At 65.9% G+C, this 22,060-nt stretch carries 20 protein-coding genes and 1 riboswitch; of the genes, 3 read left to right on the top strand and 17 right to left on the bottom strand.

Annotated elements, in window-relative coordinates; translation table 11 throughout:
• Position 1 precedes the first annotated feature (1 nt).
• The 14 genes from A9513_RS07660 to A9513_RS07720 form a co-directional block, all read right to left on the bottom strand.
• Entirely contained in the window at positions 2-832 is an 831-nt protein-coding gene (locus A9513_RS07660; RefSeq protein WP_065084386.1) for an ABC transporter permease, read from the bottom strand.
• Positions 829-1,596: a hypothetical protein gene (locus tag A9513_RS07665; protein ID WP_065084387.1), complete on the bottom strand. Its 768-nt coding sequence runs from the start codon at positions 1,594-1,596 to the stop codon at positions 829-831. Before A9513_RS07665 ends, A9513_RS07660 begins: the two co-directional genes overlap by 4 nt.
• Positions 1,584-2,222, bottom strand: coding sequence for a cysteine hydrolase family protein (locus A9513_RS07670; protein WP_255302827.1), 639 nt, complete (start codon positions 2,220-2,222; stop codon positions 1,584-1,586). The genes A9513_RS07665 and A9513_RS07670 overlap by 13 nt, the downstream gene beginning before the upstream one ends.
• Positions 2,219-2,983 carry a creatininase gene (locus tag A9513_RS07675; protein ID WP_065084388.1) on the bottom strand — a complete coding sequence of 255 codons (765 nt, stop codon included), beginning with the start codon at positions 2,981-2,983 and terminating at the stop codon, positions 2,219-2,221. Before A9513_RS07675 ends, A9513_RS07670 begins: the two co-directional genes overlap by 4 nt.
• Positions 2,980-3,855 (bottom strand): DMT family transporter, encoded by an 876-nt coding sequence (locus A9513_RS07680; protein ID WP_065084389.1) that lies wholly within the window; start codon positions 3,853-3,855, stop codon positions 2,980-2,982. The genes A9513_RS07675 and A9513_RS07680 overlap by 4 nt, the downstream gene beginning before the upstream one ends.
• Positions 3,855-4,604, bottom strand: a complete 750-nt coding sequence (locus A9513_RS07685) for an SDR family NAD(P)-dependent oxidoreductase (protein WP_065084390.1) — start codon at positions 4,602-4,604, stop codon at positions 3,855-3,857. The genes A9513_RS07680 and A9513_RS07685 overlap by 1 nt, the downstream gene beginning before the upstream one ends.
• Entirely contained in the window at positions 4,604-5,377 is a 774-nt protein-coding gene (locus A9513_RS07690) for an SDR family NAD(P)-dependent oxidoreductase (protein ID WP_065084391.1), read from the bottom strand. Before A9513_RS07690 ends, A9513_RS07685 begins: the two co-directional genes overlap by 1 nt.
• Positions 5,378-5,379: 2 nt before the next feature.
• Positions 5,380-6,402, bottom strand: a complete 1,023-nt coding sequence (locus tag A9513_RS07695; RefSeq protein WP_065084392.1) for a fatty acid desaturase — start codon at positions 6,400-6,402, stop codon at positions 5,380-5,382.
• A gap of 53 nt (positions 6,403-6,455) precedes the next feature.
• Positions 6,456-7,463: an ABC transporter substrate-binding protein gene (locus tag A9513_RS07700; protein WP_226045102.1), complete on the bottom strand. Its 1,008-nt coding sequence runs from the start codon at positions 7,461-7,463 to the stop codon at positions 6,456-6,458.
• Positions 7,464-7,507: 44 nt separating this feature from the next.
• Positions 7,508-7,610, bottom strand: a riboswitch (guanidine-I (ykkC/yxkD leader).
• Positions 7,611-7,833: 223 nt separating this feature from the next.
• Positions 7,834-9,003, bottom strand: a complete 1,170-nt coding sequence (locus A9513_RS07705) for an MFS transporter (RefSeq protein ID WP_024764743.1) — start codon at positions 9,001-9,003, stop codon at positions 7,834-7,836.
• 124 nt (positions 9,004-9,127) lie between these two features.
• Positions 9,128-9,268, bottom strand: a complete 141-nt coding sequence (locus A9513_RS35985; protein ID WP_169887160.1) for a hypothetical protein — start codon at positions 9,266-9,268, stop codon at positions 9,128-9,130.
• Between the two features lie 192 nt (positions 9,269-9,460).
• Entirely contained in the window at positions 9,461-11,254 is a 1,794-nt protein-coding gene (locus A9513_RS07710) for an amidohydrolase family protein (RefSeq protein ID WP_065084393.1), read from the bottom strand.
• Positions 11,251-11,994 (bottom strand): sulfite exporter TauE/SafE family protein, encoded by a 744-nt coding sequence (locus A9513_RS07715; RefSeq protein WP_065084394.1) that lies wholly within the window; start codon positions 11,992-11,994, stop codon positions 11,251-11,253. The genes A9513_RS07710 and A9513_RS07715 overlap by 4 nt, the downstream gene beginning before the upstream one ends.
• Positions 11,991-12,902: a bile acid:sodium symporter family protein gene (locus A9513_RS07720; protein ID WP_065084395.1), complete on the bottom strand. Its 912-nt coding sequence runs from the start codon at positions 12,900-12,902 to the stop codon at positions 11,991-11,993. The genes A9513_RS07715 and A9513_RS07720 overlap by 4 nt, the downstream gene beginning before the upstream one ends.
• A 190-nt stretch (positions 12,903-13,092) precedes the next feature.
• On the opposite strand from A9513_RS07720, the gene A9513_RS07725 reads away from it, so the two are divergent.
• Positions 13,093-14,049: an AraC family transcriptional regulator gene (locus tag A9513_RS07725; protein WP_024764747.1), complete on the top strand. Its 957-nt coding sequence runs from the start codon at positions 13,093-13,095 to the stop codon at positions 14,047-14,049.
• A gap of 5 nt (positions 14,050-14,054) precedes the next feature.
• Here the strand turns inward: A9513_RS07725 and A9513_RS07730 are convergent, their stop codons facing one another.
• Positions 14,055-14,294 (bottom strand): hypothetical protein, encoded by a 240-nt coding sequence (locus A9513_RS07730; RefSeq protein WP_024764748.1) that lies wholly within the window; start codon positions 14,292-14,294, stop codon positions 14,055-14,057.
• A 184-nt stretch (positions 14,295-14,478) separates the two neighbouring features.
• Positions 14,479-15,570 carry a murein transglycosylase A gene (locus A9513_RS07735; RefSeq protein ID WP_240157895.1) on the bottom strand — a complete coding sequence of 364 codons (1,092 nt, stop codon included), beginning with the start codon at positions 15,568-15,570 and terminating at the stop codon, positions 14,479-14,481.
• Positions 15,571-15,781: 211 nt separating this feature from the next.
• On the opposite strand from A9513_RS07735, the gene A9513_RS07740 reads away from it, so the two are divergent.
• Positions 15,782-18,142: a DNA polymerase II gene (locus tag A9513_RS07740; protein ID WP_065084397.1), complete on the top strand. Its 2,361-nt coding sequence runs from the start codon at positions 15,782-15,784 to the stop codon at positions 18,140-18,142.
• Between the two features lie 60 nt (positions 18,143-18,202).
• On the opposite strand, the gene queD is transcribed toward A9513_RS07740, so the two are convergent.
• Complete coding sequence (gene queD / locus A9513_RS07745) at positions 18,203-18,559, bottom strand: 6-carboxytetrahydropterin synthase QueD (protein WP_089285886.1); 357 nt, start codon at positions 18,557-18,559, stop codon at positions 18,203-18,205.
• A 384-nt stretch (positions 18,560-18,943) separates the two neighbouring features.
• Between queD and A9513_RS07750 the strand changes: the two genes are divergently transcribed.
• Positions 18,944-22,060: Ig-like domain-containing protein (locus tag A9513_RS07750; protein WP_255302828.1), on the top strand; the 3,117-nt coding region annotated here is incomplete at its 3' end.

The following is a 22,060-nucleotide window of genomic DNA, read 5'->3' on the forward strand; positions in this document are numbered from 1 at the left end:
GTTACCTCTTCATCCAGGGGAAGGCTGCCCGGCCGAGCCAGCGGAACGCCTGGTCGGTGAGCAGGCCGATGACGCCGATCAGCAGGATGCCGGCGAAGATCTTGTCGGTCTGCATGTAGCGCTGCGCCTTGAGGATGGCGTAGCCGAGGCCCGAATTGGCGGCCACCAGCTCGGCCACCACCAGGTAGGTCCAGGCCCAGCCGCAGGTGATGCGCAGGGTGTCCAGCAGCGCCGGGCGCGCCGAGGGCAGTACCACCAGCTTGATGATTTCCGCGCGGTTGGCGCCCATGGTCTGCGCCGCCTCGATCTGCGCCATGGGTACGCGGCGCACGTCCTCGGCGACCATCAGCACCATCTGGAAGAAAGTGCCGATGAAGATGATCAGCACCTTGGAGCCTTCGTCGATGCCTACCCAGAGCATCACCAGCGGAATGAAGGCCACCGCCGGCATGTAGCGGATGAAGTCGGTGAGCGGTTCGAGGAAGGCCTGCACCGGGCGATAGGTGCCGATGTACAGGCCAATGGGAAGGGCGATCACCGCCGAGGCGAGGAAGCCGCCCATGACCCGGTAGACGCTGATGGCGATATCGCCGACCAGGCCTTCGTCGCTCCACCAGTGGCCCAGGCGTACGAGCACGGCATCGGGGCTGGGGAAGAACATCGGATTGGTCAGCCCCAGGGCGCCGCAGGCCCACCAGAGCACCACGGGCAACAGCAGGCCTGCGCTGGCCAATGCCCAGAAGGCGCCGCGCGGCAGGTCGCCGCGGATTACCCACCAGCGCTGGCGGGCGGGTTGCGCCAGTGGGCGCGGCAGGGGTTGGTGGGCGGTCATGGCGTCACCTCCTCGGGGAACAGGGGCAGTTCGCAGGGTTGCCAGCCACCGGCCGGTGGCGTGACACCGAGGCCGTTCAGCCAGCTGGCATCGCCCAGCAGCTCGGGGTGGTCCGGATCGGCTGTGGCGGGCAGCAGGTCGGCGCCGATGCGGGCGGGCAGGGTGGATAGTTCGATCTTCCAGGGCGTTTCACCGCCGTAGTGGCGCCCGAACGACAGCTCGAAATCCAGCAACTCCGGGTGGTCGCTGTCCAGCAGGGCGGCCAGTGAGTCGGCCATCGGTAATGCCTCCCGGCGCCCGGCGGCGAACAGGAAGCAATCGCCGGCCAGCAGCAGGCAACCCTGGCGGCCATCGGCGGCGCTTAACCACACGCCGCGATTGCGCCCGATGGATTCCGGCAGGCGCTCCCAGACTTCGTGGTAACTGCCATCCAGGCCGTCTTCCAGCACCTTCTCACTGTTTACGAAGTGCATGCGGCCGATGTCCTCGCCGCCATTGGGCGGCTGGAAGTCGATTGCCCGGTGCCATTGGCAAATGTCGCCGGTGATCTCGGTGATGCCGGCAAATCCCGCCTGGGCGGACAGCTCGCCGGGCGATTGCGGCGCAGGCAGGGGAATGCGCAGGTCGGCGAACAGGCGCCCGGTCTGCAGCCAGTAGACACGGGTGCGAGTGTCGTGGGTGCCGCCGGTGGTGGTCAGCAGGGTGCGTTGCCAGACGCCGAGGTAAGCGGGTGGCACCGCGGGAATGCTCTTCAGGCGGGACATGCGGACTCCTCCCATCCGGCGAGTACGGCCGGGCTGCCTTGCACGCGACCGAACAGGCCGCCTTCCACCTCGACCATCGCCAGGGCGGCGGCATGCAGTTCGGCGCTGGGCGAGCCGCAGGCATCGCTCACCAGAGTACAGGCATAACCCAGTTCCACCGCGGCGCGCAGGGTGGAGGAAACGCACACTTCGGTGGTCACCCCGCACAGCACCAGGTGGCCGATGCCGCGGCTGCGCAGCAGCAGATCCAGGTCGGTGTAGGCAAAGGCGCTGTAGCCGGGCTTGTCCACCACCGGTTCGCCGGGCAGCGGGCGCAGTTCGTCGATCAGGTCGTGGCCGTACTCGCCGCGCACCAGCAGGCGGCCCAGCGGGCCCTGGTGGCCGATTGGCGCACCGGCGAATTCGGCGCGGTGGCGCTTGCTGGCGTGCAGGTCGCTGAGGTCGGCGCGATGGCCTTCGCGGGTATGCACCACCAGCAGGCCAAGGCTGCGGGCGCTGTCCAGCAGCCGGGAGATGGCCGGAATCGGCGCGCGCAGGCGGTCGATGTCCAACCCGGCCTGGTCGGCGTAGCCGCCGGGGGCGCAGAAGTCGCGCTGCATGTCGATGACGATCAGGGCGGTGCTCACAGGCGGAACTCCTTGCGCACGGCCTGGGCGATGCCGCCGACGATGTCGCGGGCCATGCGCAGGCCCTTGTCGGCGCTGGAGCCGCGCGCCGAGGAGAGCACGCCCGACGGCGGCACCCACTCGGTGCGGCTGGGGTACATGTCGTAGGGCGGGAAGTCGGCGGGGCCGTCGTCGGGGATCAGGTCCAGGCGCACGAGGTTGGGCAGGTAGTGCAGCATCAGCGAGGTTTCGATCACTGCGGCGTGCTCCAGGGCGAAGCCGGGGAAGCCGTCGGGGAAGACGTCATTCAGAGTGGTCTCGCTGCAGAAATCCCAATGCTCCAGGCGCATCACTTCCAGCGGGCTGCTGGTGCCCAGTTCGCGCAGGGCGAGCTGGATGCCTTCGGTGACGAACCACTGGTTCTCGTAATGGCCGTCCACCAATACCAGGCGGGTCACGCCGTGGCGGGCGAACTCGCGCACGGCGTCGCGGACCAGCGCAATCAGCGTCTGCCCGTCGAGGCTGGTGGTGCCGCAGAAATGCTGGCCGCCGCCGCACTTGGGCTGCGACTTGTAGCCATAGGAGAGCGCGGGCGCGACCAGCCCGTCGACCTGCCGGGCGACGTCTTCGCACAGCGCGCTGGCCAGCAGCGCGTCGGTGCCCAGCGGCAGGTGCGGGCCGTGCTGCTCGGTGGCGCCGCAGGGCAGGAATACCACGGGGGATTGCTCGCGCACCCGGCGCGCGTACTCGACCCAGCTGAGCTGGTCCATCCGGACAGTCATGATTCGGCCTCGCAGAGAGTGGGGGAAGGTTCGGGTGAAGGGCGCGCGGCGATCAGTGCCGCGGCCAGTACCAGCGAGCCGCCGAGCCATTCGCGCAGGCCCAGCTCGCGCTCGCCGATCCAGGCGGCAGTGAGCACCGCCACCAGCAGTTCGATCACCACCAGCACCGCAGCGCGGCTCGCCTCGACATGGCTGAAGCCGTATTGCGCCGCGCCCATGGCGGCCAGCCAGAACAGGCCGAAGGCGGCCAGTTGCAGCCATTGCTGAGCGTCTACGGCCGGTAGAGGTGTGCCTTGCAGCCAGCAGAACAATCCGCCCAGCACGGCGCTGCCGATGAAGCCGACCACCGCCTTGCTGGTCAGCGGCACCTGCTCGGCGGCGCGGGTGGCCAGGTTGTTCAGGGCGAAGGCAAAGCCGGCGGAGAGCGCCAGCCAGTCGCTGGCGCCCAGCGGGCGGAAGGTTTCGCGGCTGACGCCGAGGGTCAGCGCGATGCCGCCCATGGCCAGTAGTAGCGCGCCGAGGCGTGGCGGGGTGAGGCGTTCGCCGAACAGCACTCGCCCGCCGATCAGACCCCATACCGGCGCCAGATAGAACAGCAGCATGGCGCGCACCACGTCGCCCTCGGACAGCGCCGCCACCAGCCCCGCCGTGGCCCAGCCGCCGAACATGCAGATAGCCAGCAGGGCATTGCGTTGCGGCCACCATTGCCGGCGCTGGCTCAGCACCAGCGGCACGGCCAGCGCGCTAAGCAGGCCATAGGTACAGAGCACCAGCGGCATGCCCGAAAGTCCCTGGCCGGCAAAGTGCGCCAGGGGCATCCAGCCCAGGCCCCAGATGGCGGCGCCCAGCAGCAGGACGATTTCCGCGCGCATCAGGCGCCCATCCAGGCACCGCCATTGGCGCCGAGTATCTGTCCGTGGAAGAAACTGGCCTCAGGCGAAACAAGGAACAGCACCGCCGCCGCGATTTCCTCGGGCTTGCCCAGGCGCCCGGCGGGAATCGCCGTTTCGCGGGCGATCATCGCTTCGCTCATGTGTTCTACCGAGACCATCGGCGTGTCCACCGGCCCCGGCGCCACGCCGTTGATGCGGATGTGCGGGGCGAACTCGCGGGCCAGCGCCTTGGTCAGGCCGATCACCCCGGCCTTGGCCGCGCAATAGGCGGCGTAACGCTCGCGGCCGAGCTGGCCAAGTTCCGAGGCGATATTGACCACGCAGCCATCCCCGCGCGCCTGCATGTGCGCCAGGGCGTGGCGGCAGCAGCGATAGACCGCCGTGAGGTCGACGCCGAGCAGCGCGGCCCAGTCGTCCTCGCTGGTGTCGAGAAAAGGTTTCTCCAGGATGATCCCGGCGTTGTTCACCAGGATGTGCAGGTCGCCCTCGGCAAGCACGCGGGCGAACAGGTCCTCGACCTGCTGCGGCGCGGAAACGTCAGCCTGCACCGCGTAGGCCCGTCCGCCCGAGGCGGCGATGCGTGCCACCAGCGCGGTGGCGGCTTCGGGTTGGTCGAGGTGGTTGATCCATACCGTCGCCCCGGCTCCCGCCAGCGCCAGGGCCGTGGCGCGGCCGATACCCTGGGTGGCGCCGGTGACCAGCGCGGTCTGTCCTTCGAGCGGTTTCATCAGTGCATGACCTCGCCATGGCTGACCGACAGCGCCTGGCCGGTGAGGGCGGTGGCCAGCGGGCTGCCGAGGAACAGGTAGGTGCCGGCCAGGTCCGCCGGCGTCAGCAGCTCAGGCACCGCCTGGGCGGCGAGTATCTGCGCCAGTTCCTCGGTTTCGCTGCGCCCATTGGAGGTGGCCATCACCGCGAGCGAGCGCATGGCCGCCTCGGTGGCAATCCAGCCGGGGCACACGGCGTTGACGCGGATGCGCTGTGGCCCGAGTTCCCAGGCCAGCGAGCGCGTCAGGCCGATCACCGCGTGTTTGCTGGCGACATAGGCGGAGAAACCCGGCACGCCCTTCAGTCCCCAGATCGAGGCCTGGTTGATCACGCTGCTGCCCGCCTTGAGGCTCGGCAGCAGGGCGCGGGTCAGGCGCAGCATCGAGGCGACGTTGTTGTCCAGCAGCGTCTGCCAGCGGCTGTCCGCTTCGCCATCCGGGTCGTCCAGCGGCGTGGCGTACTCGACGCCGGCGTTGTTGATCAACACGTCCAGCGGCGTGCCTTCGCGGAGTGCGACAAATCCAGCGATGGCCGCGCTGTCGCCCAGGTCCAGGGCGTGGCTGCGCACATCGCTCAGCGCTGCCAGCTCGTCGACAACTGCCGCCAGGGCAGTGGCGTTGCGATCCAGCAGTTCCAGTGTCGCGCCCTGTTCGGCGAATGCCCGCGCCAATCCCTTGCCGATCCCGCTTCCGGCACCGGTGATCAGCACGCGTTTGCCCCGGTAGTCGATCATGCTCAGACCGCCGTCAGGAAGGAGACGCCCACGGCGCCGTAGAAGCCGTCGGCGCGGTCCTTGCCCTCGGGCGCCACCGCGCCGTAGTGATCGTCGACCACGCGGCGCAAGCGGTGCCGATGGAAGCCCTTGAACAGCAGGTGCATCGGCAGGACCTGGGCGTAGCCGTCGCCATACAGCTCGTGGTGCAGTTTGCGCAGGCGGTACCAGGGCGCCACGGGCTTCTCGTGGTGGGCATTGTGGTAGGCGAAGTTGAGCAACAGCAGGTCGAGCACCGGCCAGCGCACCGAGACCACGTTGGAGTAGGTGTTCATCTGCTCGTAGGTGCGGTCGCGGGACTTGTCGTCGGGGATCTTGCCGCCGTCCTCCAGTACCGCGAAGGCGTCGTAGGTGTGCTGGTAGGCGTCGGTGAAGCGCAGCACGATGATCATCAGCGTCCAGGCGACGAAGTACAGCACCAGTGCCTTCAGCGAAACCGCCGCCACCAGCGCGAACAGCGCGCCGCGCACCAGCAGGGTCAGCGCCACACGACGGCGGTTGGCGCGGTGGCGCGGGTTGTCGGTGATGAAGGGCAGCAGGATCACGTAGTAATGCATGATCAGCTCCACCGCCGGCACGTAGGCCCATTCGGCGGCCAGTACCAGGCGGCGCGCCCAGTGCGGACAGCGGGCGAGGAAGGCCTTGGTGTCGAAGGTGATCACGTCGGCGCGGTCGACGTGGTGGCGCATGTGCTTGCGGCGCAGGTCCTGGAACCCGGCATAGCAACTGCCGCAGAGCCAGCTGCAGGCCTCGCCGGCCCAGGTGTTGTGCGCCGGCTTGGCGAAGATGGTGCCGTGGGCGAATTCGTGGATCAGGTAGGCCGCGACGATCATCGCGTGGCCCAGCAACAGGGTGCCGGCGGCGTTGAGCAGCCAGCTATCGGCGAACAGCAGGGCGAAGCCGGCGGCATAGCCGCCAAAGGCATAGGCCAGTGCCAGGCTGTTGGGCAGCCGGCCATCGGCGTAGCGGTACAGGGACGCGGACATGGATACCTCCGTGAGCGCTCCCGCCGTCCCGGCGAGAGCGTCGGGTGGGTGCCTTACTGGGCGAGGGCCTGGACGAATTGCGCGTCGAAGGTCTGGGCGAGGTCGGGGATCGCCGGGATCTGGCTGTTGTCCTTGAGCAGTTGGGCGATCACCGCGCCGCTGCCGAAGAAGGAGCTGGTGGCGTCGGACTTCTCGAAGTTCTTGCCCATCTCCGCCAGCGGGATGTTGTAGACCCCGGCCATCTGTTCCTTGGCCTCGGCGGCGCTGACGCCCAGCACCTTGCCGATGATTTCGGCGGATTCGTCCGGGTGCGCCTTCATGTAGGCCAGGCCGTCGGCGTAGCCCTGGATCATCGCGCTGATCGCTTTCTGGCGTTTGCCGATGACCGCCTGGTTGAACACCAGCACGTCGGTGATCAGGCCCGGCGCGTCCTTCGATGAATACACGACGTGGAACTTGCCGCCCGGCATGCCGAGGATCTGCGAGACATTGGGTTCGTAGGTCACGCCCACCGGCAGGCTGCCCGAGGCCATGGCGCCGGGGATGCCTTCGGGCGTCATGTTCACCGGGCTGACGTCCTTGTCGCTCAGGCCGTGGCTCTTGAGCGCGTAGGCGAGCAGGAAGTCGGATGGCGACAGCGGGTTGAAGCCGATCTTCTTGCCCTTGAAGTCGGCGACCGACTTGATCGACTTGTCCGCGACGATGGCGTCGCCGCCGTTGGAGAAGTCGATGGGCATCACCACGCGGTACGGTTGGCCCTTGGCGACGCCGCCGACCACCTGGTCGTAGGTGAGCATGCCGCCATCCAGCGCGCCGCCGGTCATGGCGGTGGGGATCAGGGCGGGGTCGTTGAAGAACTGCAGCTCCACCTTGAGGCCGTGGGGCTTGTAGAGGTCGAGCTTGTCGGCGACGTAGAAGGGCGCGTAACCGGCCCAGACGACGGTGCCGATCTTGAGCTTCTCGGCGGCTTGCAGAGTCAGCGGCACGACCCCGGCGGCAGCAACCAGACAGGCACCGAGCAGGGTCTTGCGCAGGGAACGCAGGGAAAGCGGCATGGTCATGGCATTGCTCCTAACGGTTGGAAATCGGCACGGGATGACATCACGTCTCCCGGGCTTTTCTCCCGCCGTGTAGCCCTGTCCCTAGGGCCGGAAAACTCTCGGACCAGACATCCCCTCACGGAGACCGGAACCCTAGTTCGCCTGTGGTGCAACTCCAGTGTGTGCCTTGCTGCGTTCGCTCACCCGGTGGCTACCTTGCCGTGGGCGATGCATCCCGTTGCAGGGGACTGAGCAATTGAAATGCCAGTTTTCGTGAAGCGGAAAAACCACTGGGGATTTCAATTGCTTAGCTGAAATCCCCAGTGGCAGGCAGGTGCCAGCCCTGATCACGCTGGCACCAAGTCGATGCGCCTTGCCTTCTATTGAGGCATCAGGCGGTGCGCATGGTGGCGCGGCGCAGCGAGGCGGCCGCGGTGGCGACGAACAGGCCGGCGGCCAGCGCCAGTGCCACCGGCACGCCTTGCGGGCCGAGGTCCATCAGGCTGCCGCTGAGCAGGGGGCCGAGCAGGCTGCCGACGCCCCAGAGCATGCCGGCGGCGGCGTTGGCGGTAACCAGGTCGCGGCCGCGGAAGCGCTGGCCGATCAGCACCAGCGCCAGGGTGTAGACGCCACCGGCCACCGCGCCGAGCACCATCAGCGCCGGCCATAGCAGCGCCGGCTGGCCGATCAGCCAGGGCAGGGCGAGGCCGATCAGCATGGCCGCCACGCCGCACAGCAGGTGCAGGCTGGAGCGGTCGAGGCGGTCGGAGAGCCAGCCAAGCGGCATCTGGAAGAGCATGTCGCCCAGCAGGATCACCGTCGCCATGAAGGCGGCAATGCCCACCGCGTAGCCGTGGCTGGAGGCGTACACGGGGAAGAGCGACAACACCACGCTGTCGAAGAAGGAGAAGAACAGCACGCCCATGCACAGTGCCGGCGCCACCCGCAGGAAGCCGGCGAGGGAGAAGCTGCGCGGCTCCTCGACGTGCTCGTGGATACCGTCCTCGGGCATGGCGAGCGCCACGGTGGCCAATGCAATCAGGTGCCCGGCGCTGACCAGCAGCACGACCCAGGGCGTCTGCGCGCCGAGCAGCGCCACCAGGGTCGGGCCGAGCAACTGGAAGGCGGTGAAGCTGGTCGCGTACAGCGCCACGATGGTGCCGCGGTTGTGCTCGCCGCACAGCTCGTTGACCCAGGCCTCGCCGAGGATGATCGCGATGCCCATGCCGATCCCCAGCGCCAGGCGCGCGGCGGCCAGCAGCCACAGGGAATGACTGCTGAATTCGATGGCGACGGTGCTGGCGGTGCACAGCACGAAGCACAGTAGATAAAGACGGCGCCGGCTCATCAGCTGGCAGGCACGGTCGACCAGGGTGGCGGCGAGGATCATGCCGGCGGCGGGTACGGCGGAGAGAATGCCGATCTGCAGGGCGCTGGCGCCGTTATCCAGCAGACGCAGCGCCACCAGCGGCAGGGTGGCACCCAGGCTCAGGCCGACGATGGAAACGGCGAACAGCAGCACCGCGAGCAGCGGCTTGTTGAGGGTGGTCGGGGTGTTCATGGAAACCTTCTCTTGCCCTGCCGCTCCAGCGGCAGGGCTGCACATGCAAACGAGCCCGCCGGGATTCGCCGGTGGGCGGATTCGAAAGGCGGAATGACCGGCGCGAGGGCGCGCGGTATCCGGCTCAGTGGCCGGTAGGCGGGGAGAAGGTGAAGGCGAAGAGGACGCTGCGACGCAGGTTCAGCACGGCATCGACCTTGCGCACGCGCGGAGGCTCCCGGAGGAGGGCGAGCGATGAGTCGGCGAAGCGGCAGAACGGGGTCATGATACGGGTGCAGCGTAGGATGTAGGAAAACGCGCACTCTAGTGAGTGCGCGTCAGAGCGTCAATCTCGGCCCGCTGCGCGGTTATTCGGTGTGGCTGGCGTCAATCGGGTTCGCGAGCAAGCTCGCTTCTACGAAGAGCACGCGCTCCGTGTAGGAGCGAGCTTGCTCGCGAACCACCAGCGACACTGATCTTACCGACCGTAAACCGGGCTGCCTGCCGACACCTCCTGCGGCCGGCTCAGCACGTCGCGCCCCGGCAGGAAGGTGCCGAACACGCGCTCCTTGCCCAACGCCTCGGGGAAGCCGCCTTCACGCCGATACGCCACGCGGCCATTGATCAGGGTGGCGTCCACCGCATCGTCGTTGCGCTTCACCAGCCGCGTCAGCCCGATGACCTCCATCGGTGCCTCGCAGACGTCATCCAGCCCGTCGGTCAGCCCGGCCGGGTTGACTACCACCAGGTCGGCGCGGTCGCCGACGCGGATGTAACCGGCATCGATCCCGGCGAAGTCCGCCAGCTCGCCGGTCAGGCGGTGCACCGCGCGGCCGGTATCCATGAAGCTCTGCCCGGCCAGCTCGGCGTCGCGCACATACTTGAGCATGCGCAGCGGGAAGTTGTACTGCGCATGGGAGGCCAGGTGCGCGCCGGAGTCGGCGAAGCCCGGCTGGGTCCACGGGCTGGCCAGCAGCTTGCCCATGATCTCGGGGCGGTGGTTGCCGTAGCAGGTGGTCCATTTGAGTTCGTTGCGGTATTGGCCGGCCAGCTCGAAGAAGGCATCCACCGGGTCCAGACCGCGCTCGCGGCCGATGTCCTCGAAATTGCGCCCGACCATCGAGGCGTCCGGGCACTCGCGCACCCAGCAGTCGGAGAGATTGCGGTGCCACAAGCCGAGGCTGAGGGTGGCCTTGATGTCCTTCTTGAAGCGCTCGCGGAAGGCCGGGTCCTGGATGCGCGTGTAGAGCTCCTCCGGGTCCTTGATGTCGCGCAGCACTTCGCCGGCGCCGAACTCCTCGAAGCCGTTCATGTTCAGCCCCTCGATGCGCACCACGAAGGGCGCTGGCAGGGTCTGCCAGCGATAGCGGCCGCGCAGCAGGCGGTTGGCGACCCAGCCGGAGGCACGGGTGATACGGTGCATGAAGGGTTGGGACTTGAGGTCCAGCGCGGTGAGCATCGAGCACTTCAGCGGCCGGCGGAACCAGCCGTGGGCTTGGTAGAGGAAGGCGAACACGTTGATCTTGGTGACCGCGTTGGGCGCGCCTTGCATCAGCGCGTTGCGCCGGCGCAGCACGGCGAACAGGCGGGAGAATTCCTTCCAACTGGCGAAAGTGGAGGGCAGCGGGCTGGACCAGGCGCGGTCGCCGTCCATCTTGTCCAGGCGCGTGGTCATCACCGACAGGCCGAAACAGCCGGCATCCAGAGCCTGCTCCAGCAGCTCTTCCATGCGTTGCAGCTCGGCTTCGGTGGGCTTGGCGCCGCTGATGGCGCGCTCAAGCCCCATGACTGTCACGCGCAGCTCGGAGTGGCCGAGGAAGGAGCAGAGGTTCGGTCCCAGTGGTTGCTGGTCGTAGAAGGCGCGATAGCCCTTGGCGTCCTTCCAGGTGCGCTTGTCACGCAGGATCGGCAGCACCTGCTCGCGCGGCACGGCCTCGACGCGGGTGAACAGGTCGGAACAGTCCTCGGCCTCGCCCAGCACCATGCTGATGGAGCAGGAACCAACGGAGACGGTGGTCACACCGTGGCGTACCGACTCCTTCAGCGCCGGGGCGGCGATGGCTTCGGCGTCGTAGTGCGAGTGGATTTCCAGGAAGCCTGGGGTGACCCAGCGGCCGCTGGCGTCGATGACCTCTGGGCAGCCGCCTTCGTCGAGCGGGCTGACGCTCAGGGTGTCGATGCGCCCATCCTTGATGCCGACGTGGCGCAGGCTGCCGGGGGCGTCGCTGCCGTCGAAGTAGAGGCCGTTCTTGATGATGATGTCGTAGCTCACAGGAGACTCCAGGGCGACAGCAGCAGGATGCCGCTGACCAGCAGCAGGCAGTGGATGGCGAGACGGAAATGGTGTTCCTCGAAGCGCTGGTGTAGGTGTTCACCGAGCCACACGCCGAGCAGCAGCAAGGGTGCGTAGGCGAGCACCTGCGGCAGCGCCGGGCGCAGGCGGCCATCGAGGAGGAAGGCCAGGGTCAGCAGGCCGTTGAGGGTGAACCAGACGCAGACCAGGGTGGCGCGCAGACGAGTTTTATCCAGCGGTCGGGTGGCCAGTGCGTAGACCAGCAAGGGCCCACCCGATGCGAACAGGCCGTGGCAGACACCGGCGGTCCCGGTCGCCAGGCGTACCACCCAGCTCGGTGTGTGGCCGCGTGCCGGTGCACTGGCGCGCAGGCGCCACAGTTCGCGGCCGGCGAACCAGAGAATCAGCACGCCCAGGCCGCGCTTGAGCGGTTGCGGGTCCAGATGCGGCAGCAACAGGTAGCCGATCACCATGCCCACCAGCATGCCCGGCAACACGGTACGCAGCAGCAGGCGGGTATCGATCAGACGCCGGTGACGCCAGCACAGATAGCCGGTCATGCCGATGTTCAGCGGCACCAGGATCGGCAGCAGCGTTTCGATGGGCATCAGCAGCGCACCGAGGGACAGGGCGATCACCACGCTGCCGAAGCCGGTGATGGCTTCCAGTGTGTAGGCCAGCAGGATGAAACCGCCAAGGGCGATGGCCGGAGCGTTCATGACGCGCTCACCGCGGTGCCTCGTGGTTCGCGGCGCGCCCACCATTGCGCCAGTAGCAACCCGGAAAACAACTGCCAGCAGCCCCAGAAGGCGGCGATCAGCAGCATGCCGCCGGCCTGCGGGAAGAAGGTGAGGATCAGCGCCATGCCCAGCGCCGAATTGTGGATGCCGCTCTCCAGGGTGACGGCGCGCACGTCGGCGTCCGGCAGCTTCCACAGCCGTGCGCAGGTATAGCCCAGGATCAGCGCCGTGCCGTTGAGCAGCAGGACGAGCCAGAAGAACAGGTGGAAGTAGGCCATGAACTGCTGGAAGTTCTTGGCGAAGGCCATGCCGACGAAGCCCAGCATCACCAGCAGCGACAACTGTCGCATGGGCTTCTCCAGGCGCCGCGCGAGCTGTGGCTTGTGCTTGCCCAGGGCCATGCCCAGCAGCATTGGCAGGATCAGCACCGATAGCACCACACCGACCAGTTCCAGCGGGTCGATGTGGATCTGCGTGAGGCGGTCGCGGGTGGCCGGGTTGATGCCGGCATACAGGGCGAAGTTCAGCGGTGTGAAGATACCCGCGCTGAGGCCGGAAACCGCCGTGACGCTGGCCGACACGGCGACGTTGCCCCGCGCCATCCAGGTCATGATGTTGGAGAAGGTGCCACTGGGGCAGGTGGCGACCAGGATCATCCCCAGCGCCAGTTCCGGGTCGATGGGCAGGGCGATGGTCAGCAGGCAGGTGGCGGCCGGCAGCAGCAGGAACTGCACCAGCATGCCGATCACCGGCGCCTTGGGCTGGCGCAGGATGCGGGCGAAATCGTCGCGGCGCAGTTCCAGCGATACGCCGAACATCATCAGGGCGATGATCGCGTTCAAGGCGATCATCGAACCGCCGGAGAATTCGAGGTGGACTTCAGGCATCGCCGTTCTCCCACAGAGGGAGGGCGGGGACTGGCGAATGGACTGCAGCCGGCGGCACGGGCGCGGCTCCGGTGGGATTGGGCATGCAAGGCGACTCTTGTTTGTATTTATCGTTGTAATTGGCAAGCATAGGGCAGCGTTACCGCCCGGTAACGGCTCAATCGGGACCTTTACCGGTTAATTCGAGACCATGCCGCACACCATTACTGTCCATTACGCCCAGGGCATCCTGCAGGCCGCCGAGCGCCTGGGGCTGCCGGTGCCTGCCGATCTGCAGGCGGCCAGCCTGGAGCCGCGCATTCCGTTGCAGCGCCAGGACGCTTTCTGGGAAGCCATTTGTGCCGCTTCGGGCGATCCGTTGCTGGGCCTGCGCCTGGGCAGTGCGCTGCAAGTGGGGCACCTGGACATGGTCGGTGCGCTGCTGATGAGCTGTGACCACTATGGCGAGGCGCTGGACGCCTTGCTGGAGTATTACCCGATCATCGCCGAGGGCAGCGAGTTCCAGCGTGAGCAGGATGCAACGCAGGTACGCCTGGTCTATCGGCCGAGCTACGCCGTGCGCCGCGAGGAGCGAGTGGAGGCCGCGCTGGCCAGCCTGGTGCACCTGACTCGCTGGATCACCGGCGATCGCGTCAATCCGCAGCGACTGATCCTCAGCCATGCCGCCCGGGGCGAGCCGACGCGGTATGTCGAGGTGCTGGGATGCCCGGTTATCTTCGAGGGTGCCGAGAATGCCCTGAGCTTTGCCGTGGCTGATCTCGACGTGCCGCTGATCCAGGCCAACGCCCTGATGCGCGAGCACCTGCGGGCGCTGGCCGACGCCCAGCTCGAACGTCTGGGAGCGCAGAGCCTGGCCGCGCGCGTGCAGCAGCTGCTGCGGCAGAACCCACGCTGGGGCAAGGAGAAGGTCGCCGAGCAACTGGAGCTCAGCGGGCGCCACCTCAACCGCAAACTGGCGGAGGAAGGCACCAGCTTCAAGCTGCTGCGCGAACAGGTGTTGCATGGCATGGCCGAACAACTGCTGCGCGAGTCCTCGCGACTGGGCGAGGTGGCCGAGCGCCTGGGGTTCTCCGACGAGAGCGCTTTCGCCAAGGCTTTCCGCCGCTGGAGCGGGATGACGCCGGGGCAATTCCGTCAGGGCAACTGAGCCACCTATTGGCGGTCGCGGTCCAGCGACGCCAGCGCATGGGCGGCGGGCAGGTCAACGCGTTGGGGAATGCTGCGCGGGTGTTCGATGGCACCGGTGCCGGGCAGCTTCGACACGAAGAACTGGTCGACGCCGAAGAACAGTAGGACCAGGGCGATAGCGCCTATCCAGCAGAGGACGTCGTAGTCCAGCGGCCAGCCACGGTGCTGGCGCTGGGAATGGAGGGGAGGCTGGCTTTTCTTCATGGCGGTCACCGCGATCGGGTTGAGGATCGGCGAAGCCAGGGGAGTGCCTGGATTCGCCGACCATTGTCCGGTTGGCGGTGATGTCGGGAACTCAGGGAGCTCTGTAGGATGAGTAGGAATTTCCTCTGTCTGAAAATTCCAGGCTCTTAGGGCGTACAGGGTTCGACGTTACACGCCGTTTCGCTCAGGTGCCCGGCAGTGACTTGTCCTTTGGCCAGAGCAGCCACAACTGGCCGTCCTGCTTCATGTGCCCGGCGAGCTCCCCGGCGGCATCGCCAGTGCCCCAGAACAGGTCCGCGCGCACTTCGCCGACGATGGCGCCGCCGGTGTCCTGCGCTGCGACCGGGCGCACCACCGGCGCACCATCCGGGCGGGTGGTGGAGAGCCACATCAGGCTCCCCAACGGGATCACCTTGCGATCGATGGCCACGCTGTAGCCGGGCGTCAGCGGCACGTTCAGCGAGCCTCGCGGGCCTTCGTTGCTGTCCGGGCGCTGGCTGAAGAACACGTAGCTGGGATTGCTCGCCAGCAGTTCGTCGACGCGCTGCGGGTGGGCGCGGGCCCAGTCGCGGATGCGCGCCATGCTGACTTCTTCCTTGCTCAGCTCGCCCTGTTCCACCAGCCAGCGGCCCACCGGCTTGTACGGGCGGCCATTCTGCTCGGCGTAGCCCAGACGCAGTTGGCGACCGGAGGCCAGCTGCACACGGCCGGAGCCCTGGATCTGCAGGAACTGCAGGTCCATCGGGTCGGGCAGCCAGGCCAGCACGGGCGCATTGACCCCATCGCGGCGGATACCGGCGGCGTCAGCGTAGGGTACGAGGGTGTTGCCTTCGAGCTTGCCGCGCAGGCGCTTGCCCTTCAGCTCCGGGTAGACACTGTCCAGCGCGACGGTGATCAGGTCTTTCGGCACGCCATAGATCGGTACGGTGTGCGTGGCGTCGCGCTGCTGGCTGCCACGGTAGACGGGCTCGTAGTAGCCGGTGATCAGGCCGTTCCTGCTGCCTTCGCCGGAACGCAGCTGGTAGGGCTGCAACTGGGCCTGCATGAACTGGCGGATCGCCGGGGCGGAAGCCGGCACATTCGCCGCTTCGGCGCAGGTCGCGGCCCAGATGTCATCTTTCTTCAGGCGTACCGCGCAGGCCGAGCGCCAGGCGCTGAAACCTTGCAGTACGTCGCTGTCGGCGGTCTGGGGCAGGTCCGACCAGGCGACCTTGGAATAGGTGGGTGCCTGGGCTTCTTCGGGCTTTTTGCCGAACAGGCCGCAGCCTGAAAGCAGGGTGGCGAAACACAGGGTGGCGAGGAGAGGGGGGGTCCAGTGGCGGGACGAATCGGTCACGGGCGAGTCCTGGCAGGCAAACGAAAGCCCGCTAGCTTGGGCAGACGCGGGGCGTGCGTCAAACGCATCGGTCGGATTTACACGCCTTGCAACGAATCCGCGGGCGGACCGGTAGAATGGCGTTCTGATTCGACAGACGGGTGGTTAGAGCGTGGAGGCAAGGCAGGGTTTCGTCCTGACCCGACATTGGCGGGATACGCCCGAAGGCACCGAGGTGGGCTTCTGGCTGGCCACCGATGAAGGGCCCCGGCATGTGCTGCTGCCGCCGCAGACCTCGGTGGCCTTCCTGCCGGCCGAGCAGCGCGCCCGCGCCGAGAAACTGCTGGCCGGCGAGCGTGGTGCCGAACTGCGCCCGCTGGGCCTGCGTGACTTCCAGCAGCGTCCGGTGCTGGGCTTGTACTGCCAGCAGCACCGCCAGTTGATGAACCTCGAGAAAAAGCTGCGCGAAGCGGGCGTCGAAGTATTCGAGGCAGACATTCGTCCACCCGAACGCTACCTCATGGAACGCTTCATCACCGCTCCGGTGACCTTCCAGGGCGAGCCAGGCGAGGGCGGCAGTATCCTCACGGCGCAACTGCGGCCCGCGCCGGATTATCGGCCAAGGCTGAAGCTGGCCTCGCTGGACATCGAGACCAACATCCGTGGCGACCTCTATTCCATTGCCCTGGAGGGCTGCGGCCAGCGCCAGGTGTACATGCTCGGCCCCGCCAATGGCATCGACGGCGAACGCGATTTTGAGCTGGAATACTGCGAGAGCCGCGCGCAGTTGCTGGAGCGTCTGAACCAGTGGCTGGCCGAGCACGATCCCGACGCGATCATCGGCTGGAACCTGGTGCAGTTCGACCTGCGCGTCCTGCAGGAGCATGCCAAGCGCCTGGAGGTCCCGCTGCGCCTGGGGCGTGGCGGCGACGAGATGGGCTGGCGGCAGCATGCCTCGTCCAATCACTTCTTTGCCGCGGCAGCCGGGCGGCTGATCATCGACGGCATCGAGGCGTTGCGCTCGGCATTCTGGAGTTTCCCCTCGTTCAGCCTGGAAAGCGTCTCGCAGACTCTGCTGGGCGAGGGCAAGGCCATCGACAACCCCTACGACCGCATGGCCGAGATCGACCGCCGTTTCGCCGAAGACAAGCCGGCGCTGGCGAAATACAATCTCAAGGACTGCGAGCTGGTCACGCGCATCTTCGAGAAGACCCGCATCCTCGACTTCCTGCTGGAACGCGCCAGTGTCACCGGGCTGCCGGCCGACCGCAGTGGCGGCTCGGTGGCAGCTTTCACCCACCTGTACCTGCCGCCAATGCACCGGCTGGGCTACGTCGCGCCGAATCTCGGTGGCAAGGCGCCGGAAGCGAGCCCCGGCGGATTCGTCATGGATTCGCGGCCGGGGCTCTACGAATCGGTGCTGGTGCTGGATTACAAGAGCCTGTATCCGTCGATCATCCGCACCTTCCTGATTGACCCCGTCGGGCTGGTCGAAGGGCTGAGCGACCCGTCCGACGAGGCATCGATCCCCGGCTTCCGCGGCGGACGCTTTTCGCGCACGCAGCATTGCCTGCCGGCCATCGTCGAGCGCGTCTGGCAGGGCCGCGACGCCGCCAAGCGCGACGGCAACGCGCCGCTGTCCCAGGCGTTGAAGATCATCATGAACGCCTTCTACGGCGTGCTCGGTTCCAGCGGCTGCCGCTTCTTCGACCCACGCCTGGCATCATCGATCACCATGCGTGGCCACGAAATCATGCGTCGCACCCGCGAGCTGATCGAAGGGCAGGGGCATCGGGTGATCTATGGCGACACAGACTCCACCTTCGTCTGGCTTGGCCGTGCCCATGGCGAAGAAGAGGCAGCACGGATCGGGCGCGATCTGGTACACCACGTCAACCAGTGGTGGGCGCAGCACCTGCGCGAGGAATATGGCCTGGAGTGCGCGCTGGAGATCCAGTTCGAGCGGCACTTCCGACGCTTCCTGATGCCGACCATCCGTGGCGCGGAAGAGGGCAGCAAGAAGCGCTATGCCGGCCTGGTACGGCGTGAGGACGGCAGCGACGAAATGGTCTTCAAGGGCCTGGAAACCGTGCGCACCGACTGGTCGCCGCTGGCCCAGCAGTTTCAGCAGGAACTCTACCTGCGCATCTTCCAGCGTCAGCCGTATCGCGATTACGTGCGCGACTACGTGAACCGTACCCTCGCCGGCGAGCAGGACGAGCTGCTGATTTTCCGCAAGCGCCTGCGCCGCCAGCTCGGTGACTACGAACGTAACGTGCCGCCTCACGTGCGCGCGGCGCGTATCGCCGACGACTACAACGAGCGCCAGGGTCGGCCGCGGCAGTACCAGCGCGGTGGCTGGATCAGCTACGTCATCACCGTCAACGGCCCGGAGCCGCTGGAAACGCTCAGCTCGCCCATCGACTACGACCACTACGTCAGCCGCCAGCTGCAGCCGATCGCCGACGCCATCCTGCCGTTCGTGGACGACGACTTCGGCGCGTTGATCGACAAGCAGATGGGCCTGTTCTGAGTCCCGGGCTGATATGAACAAGGCCGGCGATTGCCGGCCTTGTTCATGGCTTCGGGCGGATCAGTCGCCGCGATATTCGCAACCGCTGGTGCAGGTCTCGTGCACGCGCACCTTGGACAGCTCTGGCAGCAGCGGCTTGAGCTGTTGCCAGATCCAGCGGCAGAGATTTTCGCTGGTGGGGTTGTCCAGGCCGGGGATGTCGTTCAGGTAGTTGTGGTCGAGCTGATCGTAGATCGGCTTGAAGATCTGCTTGATCTCGGCGAAATCACGAATCCAGCCGGTATGCGGATCGACCTCGCCCTCGATGTAGATGGCGGCTCGGAAGGAGTGGCCATGCAGGCGGCCGCACTGATGCCCGGCGGGAACGTGGGGTAGGCGGTGGGCGGATTCGAAGGTGAATTCTTTGAACAATTCCACGTGGTGCACTCTGTGACGAATGCCGGCCCGAGAGCGGGCCGGCCGGAAAATGGCTGCATAGTTTATCACCATCGTGCCGCCGGCCCTGCCAGCGGTTCATCCGATTTTCAGCCTCAGGATCCGGTATTCGAGATTGAGCTCAGCATCTGCTGGTCCATGCGACGGAGAAGCGCTGTCCAGCCTGTTGCCTCGCGGTATTTCCTTTGCTCCTACGGCACCAGCAATAGCCGGCCACAAGGCGTCCGTTTGCTCTGTAGTCCACTGCGATCGCAGTTGCGGCGAATCCGCATTGATCTGCCGAATTGTCCTACAAATGACTCAATGACTCCCGCCTTAAGCTGGCCACCGCAGTTTTATTTCTGTGGCTGGATAAGGAAAATGCAGATGTCCGCTGAAAAAGTCCAATTGGTAGAAGTCTCCGAAAATGCAGCCCAGCGGGTTACGTTCAAGGATGGCGGCAAGGTCAAGGCAAAGATCGGTACCAAGTACCTTCTTAAACTCGATAATAATGAAGTGGCACCGGAGAACGTCACGGTCAAGCGGGACGGCAAGGATCTGCTGGTGTTTTTCCAGGGCAGCGACAAGCCTGATCTGGTCATCCAGGACTTCTTCGCAGACGGCATGGACAGCCAACTCTATGGCGTATCCGAAGACGGCCAGATGTACGCGTATGTGCGTACCGATGGTGAGGGCTTCTACAGCCAGCTGTTGCTGGCCGATGGCGAGATGACCCCCATTGCCCTTGGGGGTGAACCGCTGGGCGCCGCGCCGGTGGTCCATGGCGAGATCGACGAATCTGCCGGTTTCCTGCTATGGCCGCTTCTGGCTGGTGCTGGCCTGATAGGTGGCGTGGCTGCCGCGACAAAGAAAGATCACCATCACAATGGCGGCGACACGACGCCGCCAAATCCCCCAACGGTGAATATTTCCGATAAGGGTACGGGTACAGTCACTATCGATGGCAATACCGAGCCGAATGCCACCGTTATTGTCACGCTGCCGGACGGCACCACCGCCACTACCACCGCGGATGCCAAGGGTGACTACAGTATTGACGTGCCAGCGCCACATGGCGACGGCAAGATTGAGGTCAGGGCTGAAGACGCAGCAGGGAATATAAGTGAGCCCACTGTTGTCGATTACCACGACATCACGCCGCCGCCCGCGCCCACTGCGGAAATCACCGACCCGGGCACCGGCACCATCACCATCGATGGCAAGTCCGAGCCGGGCAGCAAAGTGATCGTTGAACTGCCGGATGGTACCACTGCCTCAACCACCGCCGATGCCAAGGGCGACTACAGCATCAGTATCCCGGCGCCGGTAGAAAGCTGTGAGATTGAGGTCCGAGCTGAAGATGCTGCGGGTAACATCAGCCCACCTACACCCGTTGCTTACACCGATATCATTCCTCCCACGGCGACAGCTGCGATCGTCAGCTACACCGACGATGTAGCGCCGCAGACGGGTGACTTCCTGAGTGGTTCGACCACCAACGACCCACATCCGAAGCTCAACGGCACGGTAGGTGGTGCGCTGGGTACAGGCGAAGTGGTGGCGGTGTACCGCGATGGGGTACGTCTGGGTGCCGCGAGCCTGAGTGCCGATGGCAAGATCTGGAGCTTCCAGGATGCCGGTCTGGTGGATGGTCATACCTACACCTACACCGTTCGCGTGGAAGATCAGGCAGGTAACCAGGGCCCGGTCAGCGGCAACTTCAGCCTCATCGTGGACACCAGCGCACCGACCGACGCGCCGACGCTGGACAGCGTGATTGACGACGTGGCCCCGATCACCGGTGCGATCACCAATGGTGGCAGCACCAACGATCCGAAGCCGGACTTCAGCGGTTCGGGCGCCGAGCCCAACAGCAAAGTCAACATCTACGACAACGGTGTGCTGGTAGACACCGTGGCGGCGGATGCGGACGGCAAGTGGAAGTACACGCCGACCAGCAACTTGGACGACAAGGAGCACAGCTTCCAGTTCTCCGACGTCGATGCGGCGGGTAACGAAGGACCGAAGTCGAATCCGTTCGTGTTCACCGTGGACACCATTGCTCCGACGCAGTCGACGACGATCCTGGATGTGGACGACAACGTGGCGCCGGTGATTGGCAAGATTGCCAACAACGGCTACACCAACGACACCACGCCGAAGCTGGAGGGCACGATTTCCGAYGTGCTCAAGGCGGGCGAGAAAGTCGTGGTGCTGCGCGATGGCGCGGTGATTGGCACAGCCACGGTCGATGGYACAGGCACCCACTGGAGCTACGCAGATAGCGGYCTGSWGGAYGGCAAGGCTTACACCTACACCGCTCGTGTGGAAGATGCCGCGGGCAACCGTGGTGCGATYTCAGCGGACTTCACGCTGAACATCGACACCTCGGCGCCGACGCAAACGGTGGTCATCAGCACCATCTACGATGATGTTGCCCCGGGTATTGGTGATGTGGCCAACGGCGGTAGCACCAACGACTCGCAGCCGGAACTGAAAGGCTCACTGTCGGCAGGTCTGGCACAGAATGAAGTGCTGGTGGTGTACCGCGATGGCCAGAAGGTCGGTAACGCCTCGGTCAATGGCACCAGCTGGAGCTTCACCGACAAATCGGGTTTGGAAGACCAGCACACCTACAAGTACGAAGCGCGGGTAGAGGATGCCGCTGGCAACACCGGCAGCTACTCCAATGCCTACAGTATGACCCTGGAGCTGGTTGGTCCGCCGATCAAGGTGGTGATCAGCGAGGTCATGGACGATGTCGAGCCGGTGGTGGGCAAGGTGGACAATGGTGGTTACACCAACGACACCCACCCGTCGCTGGATGGCACCCTGTCGCAAGCGCTGAGCGCTGGTCAGAGCGTGGAGATTCTGCGCGATGGTCAGGTGATTGGTACGGCGGTCGTGACCGGTACCACCTGGAGCTACCAGGATACCGGCCTGCAGGATGGCAAGGCTTACACCTACACTGCGCAGGTAGTGGACGGTGCGGGTAATCCGGGCGCTCTGTCCAACGCCTACGTAATCAACGTAGACCTGACGGCACCGCCGCAAGTGGTAGTGCTAACCGAGATCATCGACGACAAGGGTGACGTAACCGGTCCGATTGCTAACAACGGGGTTACCGATGACGACACGCCGACGCTGCACGGCACGATCTCGTCCGCGCTGAGCGCCAACGAGCAGGTGCACATCTTCCGTAATGGTGCGGACATTGGCACGGCTACGGTCGAGCTCAAAGGTGGTGTCTGGTCCTGGACGTATCAGGATGCAGGGCTGTCCAACCTGTCAATGTACAGTTACTACGCCCAGGTCGTGGACGCTGCCGGTAACGGCAGCGCCCAGTCCAATAGTCTGAGCTTCACGCTGAACACCAACATCGTCGCGCAGGCTATCCAGATCCTCTCGATCGAAGATGCTGTGTTGCCGGTGGTGGGCAAGGTCGACAATGGTGGCTACACCAACGACACCCACCCGACGGTGACGGGCTCGATCTCGATGGCG

The sequence above is a fragment of the Pseudomonas sp. AU12215 genome, assembly GCF_001675465.2.
Classification (GTDB): domain Bacteria; phylum Pseudomonadota; class Gammaproteobacteria; order Pseudomonadales; family Pseudomonadaceae; genus Pseudomonas; species Pseudomonas nitroreducens.